The organism is Aurantimonas sp. A3-2-R12 (assembly GCF_036016755.1).
Taxonomy (GTDB): domain Bacteria; phylum Pseudomonadota; class Alphaproteobacteria; order Rhizobiales; family Rhizobiaceae; genus Aurantimonas; species Aurantimonas coralicida_A.
In genome coordinates, this window is the sequence record NZ_JAYXIH010000063.1 from 1 (window position 1) to 15,224 (window position 15,224).

Annotated in this window: 14 protein-coding genes and 1 pseudogene; 4 read left to right on the top strand and 11 right to left on the bottom strand. The window is 63.5% G+C overall.

The annotated features are described in order from the left end of the window. Positions 1-215, top strand: a pseudogene (locus tag VSX60_RS20610) (methyl-accepting chemotaxis protein); the annotation flags it as partial. A gap of 162 nt (positions 216-377) precedes the next feature. Here the strand turns inward: VSX60_RS20610 and VSX60_RS20615 are convergent. The 11 genes from VSX60_RS20615 to VSX60_RS20665 form a co-directional block, all read right to left on the bottom strand. Continuing rightward, on the bottom strand, positions 378-1,283 hold the full coding sequence (locus VSX60_RS20615; RefSeq protein ID WP_327626143.1) for a 2-hydroxyacid dehydrogenase: 906 nt from the start codon (positions 1,281-1,283) through the stop codon (positions 378-380). A gap of 32 nt (positions 1,284-1,315) precedes the next feature. Next, the gene (locus VSX60_RS20620; RefSeq protein WP_327626131.1) at positions 1,316-1,981 is read right to left on the bottom strand and encodes an NUDIX domain-containing protein; all 666 of its coding nucleotides are present in this window, start codon (positions 1,979-1,981) and stop codon (positions 1,316-1,318) included. Continuing rightward, positions 1,978-3,636: an ABC transporter ATP-binding protein gene (locus tag VSX60_RS20625; protein WP_327626132.1), complete on the bottom strand. Its 1,659-nt coding sequence runs from the start codon at positions 3,634-3,636 to the stop codon at positions 1,978-1,980. The genes VSX60_RS20620 and VSX60_RS20625 overlap by 4 nt, the downstream gene beginning before the upstream one ends. Next, positions 3,633-4,580, bottom strand: coding sequence for a cation diffusion facilitator family transporter (locus VSX60_RS20630; RefSeq protein ID WP_327626133.1), 948 nt, complete (start codon positions 4,578-4,580; stop codon positions 3,633-3,635). Before VSX60_RS20630 ends, VSX60_RS20625 begins: the two co-directional genes overlap by 4 nt. After that, positions 4,577-5,008 carry a type II toxin-antitoxin system VapC family toxin gene (locus tag VSX60_RS20635; protein WP_327626134.1) on the bottom strand — a complete coding sequence of 144 codons (432 nt, stop codon included), beginning with the start codon at positions 5,006-5,008 and terminating at the stop codon, positions 4,577-4,579. Before VSX60_RS20635 ends, VSX60_RS20630 begins: the two co-directional genes overlap by 4 nt. Then, positions 5,008-5,253, bottom strand: coding sequence for a hypothetical protein (locus VSX60_RS20640; protein ID WP_327626135.1), 246 nt, complete (start codon positions 5,251-5,253; stop codon positions 5,008-5,010). Before VSX60_RS20640 ends, VSX60_RS20635 begins: the two co-directional genes overlap by 1 nt. A gap of 21 nt (positions 5,254-5,274) precedes the next feature. Further along, on the bottom strand, positions 5,275-6,399 hold the full coding sequence (locus VSX60_RS20645) for an ABC transporter permease (protein WP_327626144.1): 1,125 nt from the start codon (positions 6,397-6,399) through the stop codon (positions 5,275-5,277). Positions 6,400-6,505: 106 nt separating this feature from the next. Then, positions 6,506-7,636 (bottom strand): microcin C ABC transporter permease YejB, encoded by a 1,131-nt coding sequence (locus VSX60_RS20650; protein ID WP_327626136.1) that lies wholly within the window; start codon positions 7,634-7,636, stop codon positions 6,506-6,508. A 131-nt stretch (positions 7,637-7,767) separates the two neighbouring features. Beyond that, entirely contained in the window at positions 7,768-9,648 is a 1,881-nt protein-coding gene (locus tag VSX60_RS20655; protein ID WP_327626137.1) for an extracellular solute-binding protein, read from the bottom strand. Continuing rightward, the gene (locus VSX60_RS20660; protein WP_327626138.1) at positions 9,648-11,606 is read right to left on the bottom strand and encodes an extracellular solute-binding protein; all 1,959 of its coding nucleotides are present in this window, start codon (positions 11,604-11,606) and stop codon (positions 9,648-9,650) included. The genes VSX60_RS20655 and VSX60_RS20660 overlap by 1 nt, the downstream gene beginning before the upstream one ends. 271 nt (positions 11,607-11,877) lie before the next feature. After that, positions 11,878-13,071 (bottom strand): D-alanyl-D-alanine carboxypeptidase/D-alanyl-D-alanine-endopeptidase, encoded by a 1,194-nt coding sequence (locus VSX60_RS20665; protein WP_327626139.1) that lies wholly within the window; start codon positions 13,069-13,071, stop codon positions 11,878-11,880. Positions 13,072-13,239: 168 nt separating this feature from the next. Here VSX60_RS20665 and VSX60_RS20670 point away from each other — a divergent pair. From VSX60_RS20670 to VSX60_RS20680, 3 genes are all read left to right on the top strand, one after another. Then, positions 13,240-14,075 (top strand): IS5 family transposase gene (locus tag VSX60_RS20670; protein WP_442873135.1). Its coding sequence is split into 2 segments (ribosomal slippage): positions 13,240-13,627 and positions 13,627-14,075, totalling 837 coding nucleotides; the frame shifts between segments, so codons are not numbered across the junction. 285 nt (positions 14,076-14,360) lie between these two features. Continuing rightward, positions 14,361-14,804: a hypothetical protein gene (locus tag VSX60_RS20675; protein WP_327626141.1), complete on the top strand. Its 444-nt coding sequence runs from the start codon at positions 14,361-14,363 to the stop codon at positions 14,802-14,804. A 44-nt stretch (positions 14,805-14,848) separates the two neighbouring features. Further along, positions 14,849-15,175 carry a hypothetical protein gene (locus tag VSX60_RS20680; protein ID WP_327626142.1) on the top strand — a complete coding sequence of 109 codons (327 nt, stop codon included), beginning with the start codon at positions 14,849-14,851 and terminating at the stop codon, positions 15,173-15,175. The last annotated feature ends 49 nt before the right edge of the window (positions 15,176-15,224 follow it).

The window sequence follows — 15,224 nt, forward strand, 5'->3', positions numbered from 1 at the left end:
CCAACGAGACCGAGGAACTGGCGAGCGCGATGGCGCAGTTCAAGACCGGCTCGGCCGGCTCTGGGCGGGGTCAGGCATCGCGGTCGCGTTCCAATCCGGCCCAATCCGGCCGTTCCGCCGCACCGTCGCGCGGCGTACCGCAGATGAAGACCACCGGAACGGGCGGTGCCGCCCGTGCCCCCAAGGCCGAATCCGACAGCTGGGAGGAGTTCTGATCCTCTTTCCAACCTGGATGATCGGCGGCGTCCGCCGTCATCCCCCGGTTCGAAGGCCCATTCCTCAATGAACGATGCCGAGGATCCGATCACCCGATCGGGTCCTCGACTGTTTCTGGATCCAAGATCGAGCGGACATGACGCCGCCGCCGCGGCGCGGGTTCAGTAGCCCGCGGAACGATCGACCACGCCGCGCAGCGTCTCGCCGCGCTCATGCGCCGCAATCTGACGCATGACCTCCGGGGCCAACGCATCGGGATCGGAAATCGCGGCTGCGTGCGGCGTCACGAAGACGCGCGGATGGGTCCAGAGCGGGCTCGACGCGGGCAGCGGCTCGACATTGAAGACGTCGAGCGAGGCTTCCAACAGGATGTCCTGATCAAGCGCGTCGAGGATCGCCGCTTCGTTCTGCAGGCCGCCACGGCCGGCATTGATCAGGACCGGGCCGCCGAGCGGCGTCTGGCGCTTGAGACGGGACAACAGGCCGGTGTTGATGATGCCGCGCGTCTCGGTGGTCAGCGGCAGCAGCACGACGAGAATGTCGGTCGCGGCGAGAAATCCGTCGAGCCCGGCCTGGCCGGCGAAGGTTTCGGCGCCCGCGACCGTCTTTTGCGTGCGGCTCCAGCCGGCGATGCGGAAGCCCAGCGGTTTCAGCTTGCCGGCGGCATCCTGGCCGAGCTCGCCGAAGCCCATGAAGCCGACGGTGATTTCGCGGGCCGCCGGCTGCATCCGCTCGTGCCAGATCTTCTGCGCCTGCTGGCTGCGATAGGCACGGCCGCGGCGGAAATGATCGAGCACGCGCCAGACGATATATTCGCTCATCCGGCTCGACAGATCCTCGGCGACGATCCGCACCACCGGCACGTCCGGCAGCCGCTTGTCCGCGAAAATATGATCGACCCCCGCGCCGAGCGAGAAGATCGCCTTGAGGTTGGGCAGGTTTTCCAGGAGCCCCGGCGGCTGCTTCCAGACGACGGCGTAGTCGATCGCGGTATCGGCGCTGCTTTGTGGCTCCAGCACGATCGGGCGATCGCCGCCGGCCGCTTCGAGTGCCGCCCGCCAGCGCATCGGGTCGAAGCCGGTGACGGACAGGAGAATGGTCAAGGCGCGTCGTCCTCTCTGTCGAGTGTTCCGGACAGCACCTGCGCCCGCGCGCGCCCCTTGCGGGCGAACCAATGGGCGCAGCCGACCAGGAAGGCGTTTTCGATGCGGCCGTCGTCGACGGCGGCGATCAGATCGTCGACCTTGGCCAGGATCGGACGGATGTCCTCATGCTCGTCGTCCTTGCCGGCGGAATCGGTTAGGTCCGACGCATCGACGATGGCGAGAAAGATCGTCGCGTGCTCGGTGGTCAGGCCGGGCGACGACAGGATCCGGTAACAGCGCTCGATCGCCTGAGCTGTGAGGCCGGTTTCCTCGTGAAGCTCGCGCAGGGCGGCCGCCTCGCCGTCTTCGCCCGAATCGACGATGCCAGCCGGCAATTCCAGCGCCGCCGCCAGATCGAGCACCAGCGCGGCGGCGATGCGGAACTGGCGAATGACGACGATGGCGTCCCGCGCGGGATCGTATGGGATGACGATGACGACCTCGCCGGTGGCGAGATATTCCCGCCGCAGCGGTCCCAGCTCGCCTTCGCCGTCGAAACGTTCGTGATGGAGCGTCGTCGCCCGCAGCGGCCGAAAGCCGTCATGCAGGGTCTCGGTCTCGATGACCCGGAAATCCAGATGCTGGTCGGCGAGTTGATCGCGGTAATGGCCTTTGGTCACTGGGATAGGACCTCGGTCGGCACGGCGGCGATGTCGAAGGCCGCCGCCATCAGCGCCTTGGTGTAATCGGTCTGCGGCCGGTCGAAGATGTCCTCGGCCGGGCCGCGCTCGACGACGACGCCGTTGCGCATGACGATGACCTCGTTGGCAAGTGCCCGCACGACCTTCAGATCGTGGCTGATGAAGAGATAGGCGAGGTCATGCTTCTTCTGCAGGTCGCGCAGGAGGTCGACGACCTGTGCCTGGACGCTCATATCGAGCGCCGAGGTCGGCTCGTCCAGCATGACGAAGCGCGGGTTGAGCACCATCGCGCGCGCAATGGCGACGCGCTGGCGCTGGCCGCCGGAAAATTCGTGCGGAAACCGGAAGCGCGTCGCCGGGTCGAGCCCGACCTCATCCAGGGCGGCGACGACGCGGGCGTCGCGCTCGGCGGGCGTCAGCCGCTTTTCGTGGATCGCCAGGCCCTCGGCGACGATGTCGGCGATGCTCATGCGCGGCGACAGCGAACCGAACGGGTCCTGGAAGACGATCTGCAGCTTCTCGCGCAGCGGCTTCATCGCCTTGAACGAGCGTTCGTCGATGCGCTCCCCCTCGAAGCGGATTTCGCCTTCGGACGAGATCATTCGGCACAGCGCCAGGCCGAGCGTCGTCTTGCCCGAGCCCGACTCGCCGACGACGCCGACGGTCTGGCCGGCGCGCACGGTGATGTCGATGCCGTCGACGGCCTTCACATGGTCGGTGGTGCGGCGGAAGAATCCGGTCTTGATCGGAAACCAGACCTTGAGGTTTTCCGCTTCCATCACCACCGGCGCGTTGGCGTTGGCGGCGGGGGGGCGGCCCTTCGGTTCGGCCGCGAGAAGATGTTTCGTGTAGGCGTGCTGGGGATCGGCGAAAATCCGCTCGGTCGGCCCTTCCTCTACGATCTTGCCCTGATACATCACGCAGACCCGATCGGCGATCTTGCGGACGATGCCGAGGTCATGGGTGATGAACAGCATCGCCATGCGCCGCTCGGCCTGGAGGTTCTTCAAGAGCTCCAGGATCTGCGCCTGCACCGTCACGTCGAGCGCCGTCGTCGGCTCGTCGGCGATCAGAAGGTCCGGCTCGTTGGCGAGCGCCATGGCGATCATCACGCGCTGGCGCTGGCCGCCCGACAATTGGTGCGGATAGGCGCCGAGCCGCTTTTCCGGATCGCGGATGCCGACCTGGCGCATGAGTTCCAGCGTGCGCTCGCGCGCCGCCTGATCGCGCAGGCCGCGATGGATCTTCAGGATCTCGCCGATCTGCCGCTCGATCGTGTGCAGCGGATTGAGCGAGGACATCGGCTCCTGGAAGATCATCGAGATACGGTTGCCGCGCACCTTCCTCAGATCGCGCTCGTCGTCGTCGATGAGGTTCTCGCCATCGAACATCACGGCGCCGCCGGGGTGGCTGGCGGAGGGGTAGGGCAAGAGCTTGAGGATCGACAGCGCCGAGACCGACTTGCCGGAACCGGATTCGCCGACCAGCGCCAGCGTCTCGCCCTTGCCGATCGAAAACGAGATATCGTCCACGGCGATCTGCGTCTTGCCGCCCTGATGGAAGGCGACGGAGAGATTCTCCACGGACAGGAGCGGGTCGCGGGAAGTGGCGGCTGCGGCGGTGATCGGGCTCAAGCGGATCGATCCTTCAAATGGGCGTCGGCGTGCGGGTGCGCATGGTCATGGTCCGCGCAGCAATCGCGCTCGATCTCGACCGTGGCATGGCCGATCGCAAAGCGGCGCTTTAATTCCATCTTGATCGCGCGTGTCACCACCGTGCCGTCCGCCGCTTCCTCGATGCAGGCGTGGAGCGTCGCCATGCGCCGCTCCGGCGTGATCGACCAGGCGTGGACGTGATGGACCTCGCGCAGTCCCGCGACGCTCTCCACCAGATGCGGCTCGACGTCGGCCATGTCGAGCCCTTCGGGCGCGCCTTCGAGGAGCACATGACCGGCATCGCGCACGAGCCGCCACGCCGAGACGAGGACGAGAGCGGCCACGAGCACCGACAGAATCGTATCGATCGGCGTCCAGCCGGTGGCAAGGATCACAACCGCCGCGACGATCGCCGCGACCGAGCCGAGCATATCGCCGAGCACGTGCAGAACCGCGCCGCGGATGTTGAGGTTGTCGCGGTCGGCGCCGTGCAGGATCGCGAAGACGACGATGTTGACGATCAGCCCGCCGATCGCGACGACAAGCATGGTGCCGCCGAGAATGTCGCCGGGCGAGCGCAGGCGATCGACTGCCTCGACGACGATGAAGCCGGCGATGACGAACAGCGCCAGGCCGTTGACGAAGGCGACCAGCACCTCGAAGCGGTGATAACCGAAGGTGCGGCGCTCGTCGCTGGGCCGCCGCGAGAGCCGGAAGGCAAACCAGCCGAGCCCGAGCGCGGCGAAGTCGGTCAGCATGTGCGCGGCGTCGGCGAGCAGCGCCAGCGAGCCCGAGATCAGGCCGCCGACCACCTCGGCGACCATGAACAGGCCGGTCAGCAGCGCGGCGATGCCGATCCGCCTCTGGTTGGCTCCGGCGGTGTGGCCGGTGAAGCCGTGCGAATGGTTGTGATCGTGGCTCAAGGTAAGGTGTTCCAATCCGGCAGTGTGCCGATGTCCAGCATCTCCAATGTCGTTGGGGCTCGAATTCGTCGATCGGCCGTCAGGAAATATTGGCATTCGGCTTCGATCGCGGATGCGACGTGTATCGCATCCGGTGTCCGACCACCGAACTCAGCGCGCAGTTCAGCGCATCTCCTCAGCACAGTGCGACCTACGGGGACAATGACGATACCATCTCCGGTCGTTAAGAAACCTTCATAGTGTGCGACAAGTTCATGATCCCGGTCTTTGATTGGGAGCACCAACACTTCCGCGAGCGTTACCTCGCTGCTTACGACCATGCCATTACGCGCATGGACACTTCGCAAGAAAGCCTGAACCTCTTCATCGCGATACTCGATCAATCTGATGACGATGTTGGTATCAAGATAAACCGACGGATGGTCCATCAATCCCATTCGTCCCGAAGTTTGCGGATACGGGTCACGGCTTCTGCGACGCTCGTATTCTTGTGCGCTGCGATCCCCCAGTAGCGGAGATATTTCGGCAATTTTTCGGACGAATCGGAGCGTTCCGCCACCTCTTCTACGATGGTGACGGTCAAAAGCGCGTTCGGTGCCAGTCCTTCCCGCATATCGGCTGGAAGATGACCCGTCGGCACATGTTCAATTGTCTTGCGACGAACCTCATTCATTTTTCGCCAATCCTTATCGTCTCATCCGAAACTCTTGCGCGGATCGAAGGCGTCGCGCACCGCCTCGCCGACGAAGACCAGCAGCGAGAGCATCAAGGATATCACGAGGAAGCCGGAAAAGCCGAGCCAGGGCGCCTGCAGGTTGTTCTTGCCCTGGGCCAGCAATTCGCCGAGCGACGGCGAGCCCGGCGGCAGGCCGAAGCCGAGGAAGTCGAGCGAGGTCAGCGTGGTGATCGAGCCGTTGAGGATGAACGGCAGGAAGGTCAGCGTCGCCACCATCGCATTCGGCAGAAGGTGGCGGGTGATGATCGTCCAGTCGCCGACCCCGAGCGCCCGCGCCGCGTTGACATACTCGAAATTGCGCGCCCTGAGAAATTCCGCCCGCACGACGCCGACGAAGGCGACCCAGGAGAACAAAAGCATGATGCCGAGCAGGATCCAGAAGCCGGGCGGCAGGATCGCGGCGATGATCAGCAGAAGATACAGCACCGGGATCGACGACCAGATCTCGATGAAGCGCTGGAACAGAAGGTCGATCCAGCCGCCGAAATAGCCCTGGACGGCGCCGGCCGCGACGCCAATCACCGCCGAGGCGGCGGTCAGGATCAGGCCGAACAGCACGGAGATCCGGAAGCCGTAGATCAGCCGCGCCGCGACATCCCGTGCCTGGTCGTCGGTGCCGAGCCAGTTCATGTTGCCGAAGCTGCAATTCGGGTCGTCGACGCCGAGAGGATAGCGCTGGCAGCGTTCCTCCTTCGAGAAGGTCCAGGAGGGGGCGGAGGGCGCCGGCGTCGGGATCTCGTTGTTGACGCTCTGGAAGGAATAGCGGATCGGCGGCCAGATCGCCCAGCCGTTGGCGGCGATCTCGTCCTGCACGAAGGGGTCGCGATAGTTGGTGACCGGCAGGAAGCCGCCGAACACCTCCTCGGGGTAGTCGACCACGACCGGATAGTAGAACTCGCCCTTGTATTCGACCAACAGCGGCCTGTCGTTGGCGACGAACTCGGCGAACAGCGTGACGATGAAGAGGAAGGCGAAGATCCACAGCGACCAGTAGCCGCGTCGGTTTGCCTTGAAGTTCTGCCAGCGCCGCTGGTTCAGCGGCGACAGGCGCGGTCGCCGGACGAATTCCGACTCCGGCGCCATCTGGGCGATGCCGCTGGTCTGCTCCTCGGCGATGCGAGCGGCCTCGGTCGCAGCATCTGGCTGGTGCCGGTTCTCCTCCAGGCGGTCTTTGAGAGCGTCATCCATATCAGACCTCCCGCTTTTCGAAGTCGATGCGGGGATCGATCCAGGTATAGGTGAGGTCGGAAATCAGCGTCGTCACCAGACCGATCAGGGAAAAGATATAGAGCGTCGCGAAGACCACCGGGTAGTCGCGCTTGTAGATCGATTCAAAGCCGAGCAGGCCGAGACCGTCGAGCGAGAAGATCGTCTCGATCAGCAGCGAGCCGGCGAAGAATGCCGAGATGAACGCGCCGGGAAATCCGGCGACGATGATCAGCATGGCATTGCGAAAGACGTGACCGTAAAGGACGCGCCGCTCCGACAGCCCCTTGGCCCGCGCCGTCGTCACATATTGCTTGCGGATCTCGTCGAGGAACGAGTTCTTGGTGAGCAGCGTCGTCGTGGCGAAGGCCGACAGCGACATCGCGATCAGCGGCAGCGTCAGATGCCAGAAATAGTCGGGGACTGTCCGAGTAGCGCAGTTCGGCAGATCGAAGGCCGGCGACCACGGCGCGCACCAGTCGCCGCGCACGCCGTCCGAGAGAAGGCCGCGCAGCGGGAACCAGTCGTAGAACGAGCCGCCGGCGAACAGCACGATCAGGATCACGGCGAACAGGAAGCCGGGGATCGCATAGGCGACGATGACGACGCCCGACGTCCAGACGTCGAAGGCGGAGCCGTCCTTCAAGGCCTTGCGAATGCCGAGCGGGATCGAAATCAGATAGGATAGAAGCGTGATCCAGATACCGAGCGAGATCGACACCGGCATCTTTTCCAGGATCAGTTCGAGCACCGAGATCGACCGGAAATAGCTCTCGCCGAAATCGAAACGGCTATAGTCCCACAGCATCTTGCCGAAGCGTTCCAGCGGCGGCTTGTCGAAGCCGAATTGTTTTTCTAGCCGGGCGATGAATTCCGGGTCGAGGCCTTGTGCGCCACGGTAACCGGAGTTTTCGCCGCCGCCCTGGCCGCTGCCGAAATCGCCGCCGCCGCCGGAGACGCGGTCGGTGGCGCCGCCGGCCTCACCCTGCAGGCTGGCGATGACCTGTTCGACCGGTCCGCCGGGGGCGAACTGGATGACGGCGAAGGAAATCGCCATGATGCCGATCAGCGTCGGGATCATCAGCAAGATGCGGCGAAGAATATAGGCGCCCATGTGCGGGGAATCGTCTCCGAGATGTCAGGCGAGCCGGCCGATTCGCGACCGAACGACGTGGTTGATCTTGATAGCCCGCCTTGCGGGGATCGCAAAACGCGGCCCCGCCGCGGCGCGACGGGCCGGAATTCTCAGGCGCGGCCGATCGCCTTGGCCTTTTCCTTGTCGAACCACCAAAGGCTTTCCACCGGCCAGCCATAGTCCGGCTTGGTGTCCTTGAAGCCGAAGATGTTCCAGAAGGCCGCGCGGTGAACATTTGCATTGATGTTCGGCAGCCAGTCGAGGCGCCAGCGCAGCACCCGGTCGAGGGCGAGCATCGCCGTCACCAGATCGTCGCGGCTGTTGGCCGAGCCCGCCTTCGCCAGCAGCGCATCAACCGTCTTGCTCGTCATGCCGGGATAATTGTAGGCGCCCGGACGGTCCGCCGCTTCGCTGCCGAAGAACAGCGTGAGACTCTCGCGGGTCGGGGTCGCGCTGAGGCTGAAAGCGGCGAGGATCATGTCGAAGTCGAAGCGGTTCACCCGATCCTGATATTGCGCTGCGTCGACGAGCCGGGTCGAGGCGTCGATGCCGATCATGCGCAACGTTTCCATGAATTTGGCATAGACGCGCTGCTGTTCCTGGCCTTGGGTCATGAACTCCAGGCGAAACGCTTCGCCCGCTTCGTTGACCAGCCGGTTGCCCTGGCGCGTCCAGCCGGCCTCGGCGAAAAGCCCGGTCGCCTCGCGCAGCATCCCCCGATCGCGGCCGCTGCCGTCGCTGACCGGCTGCACCCAAACCTCGCCGAAGACGTCGTCCGGCATTTCGCCCCGCAGCGGTTCCAGCAGCGCAAGCTCTGCCTCCGATGGCTTGCCTTCGGCGACGAATTCCGAGCCCTGGAAGGGCGAGTTGGAATGAATGCGCTGGCCGAACAGAAGGTTCGCGTTGGTCCATTCGAAGTCGAAGCACATGTTGATCGCGTGGCGCACCCGGCTGTCGGCGAAGCGCGTCCGCCGCTGATTGAGCGCCCAGCACTGGAATTTCGGCCGCTCCTCGCCGGGGAACTCCCGTTTCACCACCGCGCCGCTCGTCACCGCCGGAAAATCGTACTCCGTCGCCCAGTCCTTGGTGGTGAACTCCTCGCGGAAGGTGATGATGCCCTTCTTGAACGCTTCCAGCGCCGGCTGCCGGTCGCGGAAGAAATCGATGCGCAGCGTGTCGAAGTGATCGAGACCCCTGGCAAAGGGCAGATCCTTCGCCCAATAGTCGTCGCGCTTGCGATATTCGATGAAGCGGCCGAATTCGGAACGGGCGATCTCGAAGCGGCCGCTGCCGGGGATCGCCTCGCCGCTCACCCGGTCGAATTCCTTATCCTCGAAGAATGCGCGCGGGACGACCGGGATACCGAACGCGTTCAGTGCGTCCTGATAGCTCTGTTCGCCGGAAAAGCCGATCCGAACCGTCCGCGCGTCGTCCGCGACGATCTCGCTCACCGCCCGCAGCACGACTTGCAGGCTGGGATGACCGAGTTCCTTCAGCGTCTCGTAGGTGAAGACGACGTCGTCGGCGGTGACCGGCTCGCCGGTCGAGAACTTGGCCTCCGGCCGCAGCTTGAAGGTGAAGCTGTTGCGATCCTTCGAGACCGTGACGCTCTCGGCGAGGGCACAGTAGATCGCATCGGGCTCGTCGAGCGACGACACCATGAGCGCATCGTAAAGGCTCTCCATGCGCGGCGGCGCGTTGCCCTGCAGCACGAAGGTGTTGAGCGTGTCGAAGGTCGAGGGCGACTGATTGAGGGTCCAGTTCGATACGGCGAGGTTCATCTGGCCGCCCTGCGGCGCCTCGGGACTCGCATAGTCGAAATGGGTGAAGTTCGGGCCGTATTTCAGCTCGCCAAAGGCCGATAGGCCGTGCAGCGGTGTTTCCGTCGCCACCTCGGCGAAGAGCGTTCGCGGCAGGACGGTGGTGGCGCCGGCGGCCAGCGCCAATTGGCCGAAGCGGCGGCGGGTGAGGCGGCTCAGCGCGGTGGCCATCAGTTTGCCGACGCCGTGTCTTTCTCGGCCGCCTTGATCCACCAGGAAAAGGAATCGATGCCGGAATAGGCCGGCTGCTTCTCGGGCATGCCGAACTTGTCCCAATAGGCCAGCCAGTCCTCGGATTTGTACCACTGCGGCACGACATAATATTCCCATAGCATGACCCGATCGAGGGCGCGGGTCGCGGCGACCAGATCGTCTCGGCTCGACGCGTAGACGATGTCATTGATGAGCTGGTCGATCGCCGGGTTTTTGATGCCGGCATAGTTGCGGCTGCCGGGCGCGTCGGCGGCGACCGTGCTCCAGAAGTCGCGCTGCTCGTTGCCGGGCGACAGCGACTGGCGCGGATAGCGCATGCCGACGGCCTCGAAATCGAAATTGTTCATCCGCTCGATATACTGGTTGGTGTCGACGATGCGGACATTGGTCTGGATGCCGAGACGCTTCAATTGGCGCGCGAAGGGCTCCAGCACCCGGTTGTCCGAGGGGTCGTTGCCGAGGAACTCGATGGTGAGGGGGGCGCCCGTCTTGGCGTCGACCAGCGTCGTGCCCTTCAACTCGTAGCCGGCCTCCTTGAGGAGGCCCAGAGCCTCGCGCAGATAATTGCGCGCCGAGGCCGCGTCGCCATAGACCGGCAGCGTGAACTCATCGGTGAAGACCTCGTCGGGAATCTGGCCCTTCAGCGGTTCCAGATACTGCAGCTCACGCTCGCTCGGCAGGCCGGTCTCGGACAGTTCGCTGTTGTCGAAATAGCTGTCGATCCGCTGATACAGGCCGAAGAACAGAGTGCGGTTCATCTCCTCGAAATTATACGCGAGCGTCAGCGCCTTGCGCACCCGCCGGTCCCGGAATTTCGGCAACCGGTTGTTGAACACATAGGCCTGCATCGACTGGACCTGGGAATTGTCGATGGTCTTGCGGATCACCTGGCCGTTCTTGACGGCCGGGAAGTCGTAGCCCTCGGCCCAACGCCGGGAGATGTTCTCCAGCCGCCAATCGTCCAGCCCGCCCTTCTTGAAGGCCTCCCACGCCGCGTTGGCATCGCGCAGGTAGACGTAGCGGATGCTGTTGTAGTTGTAGCGGCCGACACGGGTCGGGTTGTCGGCGCCCCAATAGTCGGGAACACGCTCCCATTCGATCGACTTGCCGGTCGAGACCGCGCCGACCCTGTAGGGGCCCGAACCGAGCGGCTTTTCCAGCGACGGCTCGCCGATGTCGCGCGGTTTGCCGTCAGGACCTGTGCCCTCCCACCAATGCTTCGGCAGGACCGTGAGGTCGCCCATGATGTTGGGCAACTCGCGATTGTTCGCCTGATCGAAGGTGAAGGTGACCTCGCCCTCGCCGGTTTTCTCGGCCTTGGTGACGTTCTTGTAATAGGCCGACCACTGGGGATGCAGCTTCGTCAGCGTCTCGAAGCTCCAGATCACGTCCTCGACGGTGATCGGCTCGCCGTCGTGCCAGCGCGCCTTCGGGTTCAATCGAAAGGTGACGGAGGAAAAGTCGGCCGGGTGGCGCATCGCCTCGGCGATCATCGCATGGGCCGTCCCCGGCTCGTCCGGCGACTGCTCCATCAGCGTATCGTAGAGGATGCCGCCGCCGAAGACGGCAAGGCCGGCCGCCGGCGTGCCGCGCACGACGAAGGGATTGAGGCTGTCGAAGGAGCCGATGGCGACGGAATTGAGCGTGCCACCCTTCGGCGCATCGGAATTGACGTAATCGTAATGCTTGAAGTCGGCGGGGTATTTCGACGGGCCGATCAGCGACGACGAGGTCTGCCACTCCCCGGCTTCCGGGGCGGTCGCCTGACTCTCAACAGCGACCGGAACGGCTTCGCTGCCGGGCGCCGTGACGACCGGGTCGCCGCCCGTCTTCTGGGCAAAGGCCGGAGCCGATCCAAGCGCAAGAGAAACCGCCAGCAGACAGGCGAGACGGGCGGATCGCTTGGGCAGTGGCAAGGGCGGAACCTCCTCGTGGATCGCGAGCGTTGGATCCCACGACAATTCGAACCATTTATGGCCATCGTTCGATGGAAGTCACCTGACCAAATCTTAATGCAGGTCAAGGCTGCCGATAGATGATGCGGTTCTCGACCCCAAAGGCTTTGGCAAACCGGTGACCTCGGTGATGAGGGCATTCGTCCAGCAATGGTCGGGTCGCCAGCAGAACGAATGACAATTTCCGACCCAAGGCGGGGATAGGCGGCGGCCTGAATGCCAGCCGCCCCGTCTACAGTTCGCGCTCGATGGCCTCGAGCAGCCGGAACCGCAGCTTGCCGGGCCCGCTGTTCAGCGAGATGACAAAGCGCACGTCGCCGTGGCTGGAAGTTCTGACGTATCCAGCCAGCGTGCGAACGCCGGAGAAGGTGCCGGTCTTGTACCGGGAGCCGTTCTTGGTGCTGCGCAGCAGTTCGGCATGGGGCGCGAAACGGTCGAGCACCTTGGCGAGGCCTCGTGCGGTGAAGCTGTTGTTGCGGCTGATGCCTGAACCCTCCTCCAGATTTATGGCGTCGGCCAGGCCGTGTTTCGCGAGGTTCTCGCGAGCGACCTGGAGCGACTTCTCAAGGCTGACCGGCCCGCCCAGGCGTTTGGCGCCGATCTCCAGGAAGACCTGGTTGGCGATGTAGTTGTTCGAGCCGATGAGCATCTGTCGCAAGATTTCGGAGAGATCGCGCGACTGGCCGTGCATGTAAACCGGCTCCAGTCCCGCGGGGACGGAGCCGACCGAGATCTCGCCCTCGATGCTGCCGTCGGCGCGCTCGATGAAGGCGGCAAGCAATTCGCCGGCATACCGCACGCTTACCTTGGGATCTTCTTTGGCCAGGCTGATGCGGCTCCGGCCGTTGGGAGCGCGTGCCCGGAACTGGCTAATCGCGAGCGGCGTGATCGGGGTTTGCTCTTCGGCGGAGCGGACGGTCTTGCCGTTTCGGACAGCGTTGATCGTGTTGAAGTTAACCGCGAGCGCCGCGTTCAGCGCGTCATAGGCTTCGTCAGTGTCCTCGATACCCGGAATACGAAGATCGGCGGGGTAATAGCTCGCGTCGATCACGATGCCGGCGAAAGGCTCTGTGCCGGTTTCGGCGAGAAGCTTAGGCGCGAGCAGCGCCAGCTCTTCGGAGACCAGAAACGGGTCGCCGCCACCGCGCACGTAAAGCATTCTGTCGTCGTCCAGGTAGAAGCGGGTCTCGAAGCGGTAGTCGCTGCCCAGAACCTCCATCGCCAGCCACGCCGTGACGAGTTTGGCCACGGAAGCGGGAACGAAGGGTTTGTCGGCATTCTGCGCGACCAACTCGTTACCTTGTTCGTCCAGCACGAGCACCAGGCCCGAAGGCGCGAGGTCAGCGACCTTGTCCTTAAGGTCAGCGAAGGCCGGGACATTCAGCAGGAGCACGGCGAAGGCCGCGGCAAACAGGCGGGACCACATGGCGACTCCAGCTCGGGCTAGCATAGGCGACATGCCCCTACACTAATGGTGCTCAAGCGTTAGGCAAGTTGGTTTGCAGGTTTAAGTGTCAGTCCACAAAGAATTTGAATGATATGAATCGCTTGTGATTCCATGCGGTCGATTTGATTCGACGAGGGCGTGGAAGCGATGTGGACGAAAGCAAATCGCGGGAAATACAATCGGGATGGTCAGCGCTATCCGAGCGATTTGACGGATGCGGAATGGGCGCTGGTCGAGCCTTTGATCCCCCCTGCCAAGCGCGGCGGCCGCAGGCGTGAGGTCGATGTCCGGGAGGTTCTCGACGGCCTGCTTTATGTTCTGAGCACCGGCTGCCAATCGCGGGCCCTGCCGAAGGACCTGCCGCCGAAAAGCACACTGTTCAGCTATTTCGACCTGTGGAACTGGGATGGCACTCTCGGTCGTATTCATAAGGAACTTTACGTGAAATGCCGCGAAGCGATGGGCCGCGAAGCCAGCCCGACGGCGGCCATCATCGACAGCCAGAGCGTCAAAGGCGCTGAAAAAGGGGGCGTCGGATTGACCCGTGCGGGTATGATGCGGGCAAGAAGGTCAAAGGCAGGAAGCGCCATATCCTCGTCGATACGGTAGGTCTTGTGCTGCACGCGCTGGTTCATCCGGCCGACATACAGGATCGCGACGGCGGTGTGTTGGTCCCGCGGACGCTGTTCGGGCGCTATCCGTTCTTGAAGAAACTGTTTGCCGACGGCGGCTATCAGGGACCTGTCTTCGACAAGGGTCAGAAGAAAGCCATGCCCGGACTTGCGACCGCGATCGTCAAGCGATCCGACACAGCCAAGGGTTTTGAGGTTCTGCCGAGACGCTGGGTGGTCGAACGGACGTTCGCATGGCTGGGGCGATGCCGCAGGCTGTCCAAAGACTTCGAGAACCTGTCGCGAAACGCGCTCGTATTCCTCAAACTGGCGTCAATCCGCTTCATGCTGCGAAGGTTCTGTTTGAAATGAATAACTTTCCGGACGAACTCTTAATACAATCGGCTGGGGAAGCCGCCGCAGTGACAGCTGAAGCTGACTGCAAAATTTCAGGCCGAAGGCGAGTCAATAAACCCCCATTGTGCCGCTACGGCTGGCTTGTGCAACATTCTTGACCGAGGTGCGATAGATGATATTGTTACTTTATTCGCACGGCATGATTTCCATCGAACGCGATGTTAATCCCAGCGGCCACGCGGCTGCGATGTGAACGATAAGAGGTGAAGCAGCTCACGGCCATCACGGAGACCCAGCGCTATGTCGGATTCAAAGCAAGCCTTCGAAGCGTACATGCAGCACGTGAGGAAACAGGGCAGTTTCGAGACACTCACCGCAGCTCGCCTTGAGGAACCGCAGCCCGGCGGGTCGACGACGTGGAAGTTCTCGGCCCAGAATTTGCTGGGGATGACTCTGGCCTCTGTGACATTCTTTTTCGACTGGGACGTGTTCGATCCGCCGTGCCGACTGCGGAACGAGCGGTGGGGAATTAAGGACCGGTTCACCGCACCGCTATTCACCATCATCGAGTCAGACGCGGAGTCGACGTCAATCGAAAAAGACGCTGACGAGTGTGAGGAGAACGTCATGGACGGCGTTCGCTTCGACATTCGAGTGACTTTCGAGGGTCCATTAAACAACGTCCCCTATCGCAACTACCTTATCATCTGGGCCGACGGAACATCCGACTGGGGGCCGCGCTAAGAGGAGGGACGCCATGCCGGTCCCCGCAGCGGTAGCCCGAGCCCGTGCGGCTGCGCGGGCGCGCCGGGCACGGCGACGACGCCAACAACGGCGTCGGCGCCAGCGCGAACGCCAACAGCAACGAGAAAGAGCGCGGGAGCGGCGGCGGCGTCAGCGTCGAGACCGACGAGAGCGCGAACGCGGACGAGAGCGTCGCGTCCGGCGCGGACGAAACGTCACTCGGCGTCAACGAGACGAGCGATATCGTGGACGAACGGGACAACAGATCATTGACGAATATAAACAGGGCAGCGTGCTCGAAGAGTTCCCCGCTGATACCAACGGGAGCGAAGGCCGACTCTTCGGGGATTCCCAAGCTGACAGAATTCTGAATCACTGTGGCAAACGGAGGTTTGTCATGGCAGCACCGGTTCCCCTTCG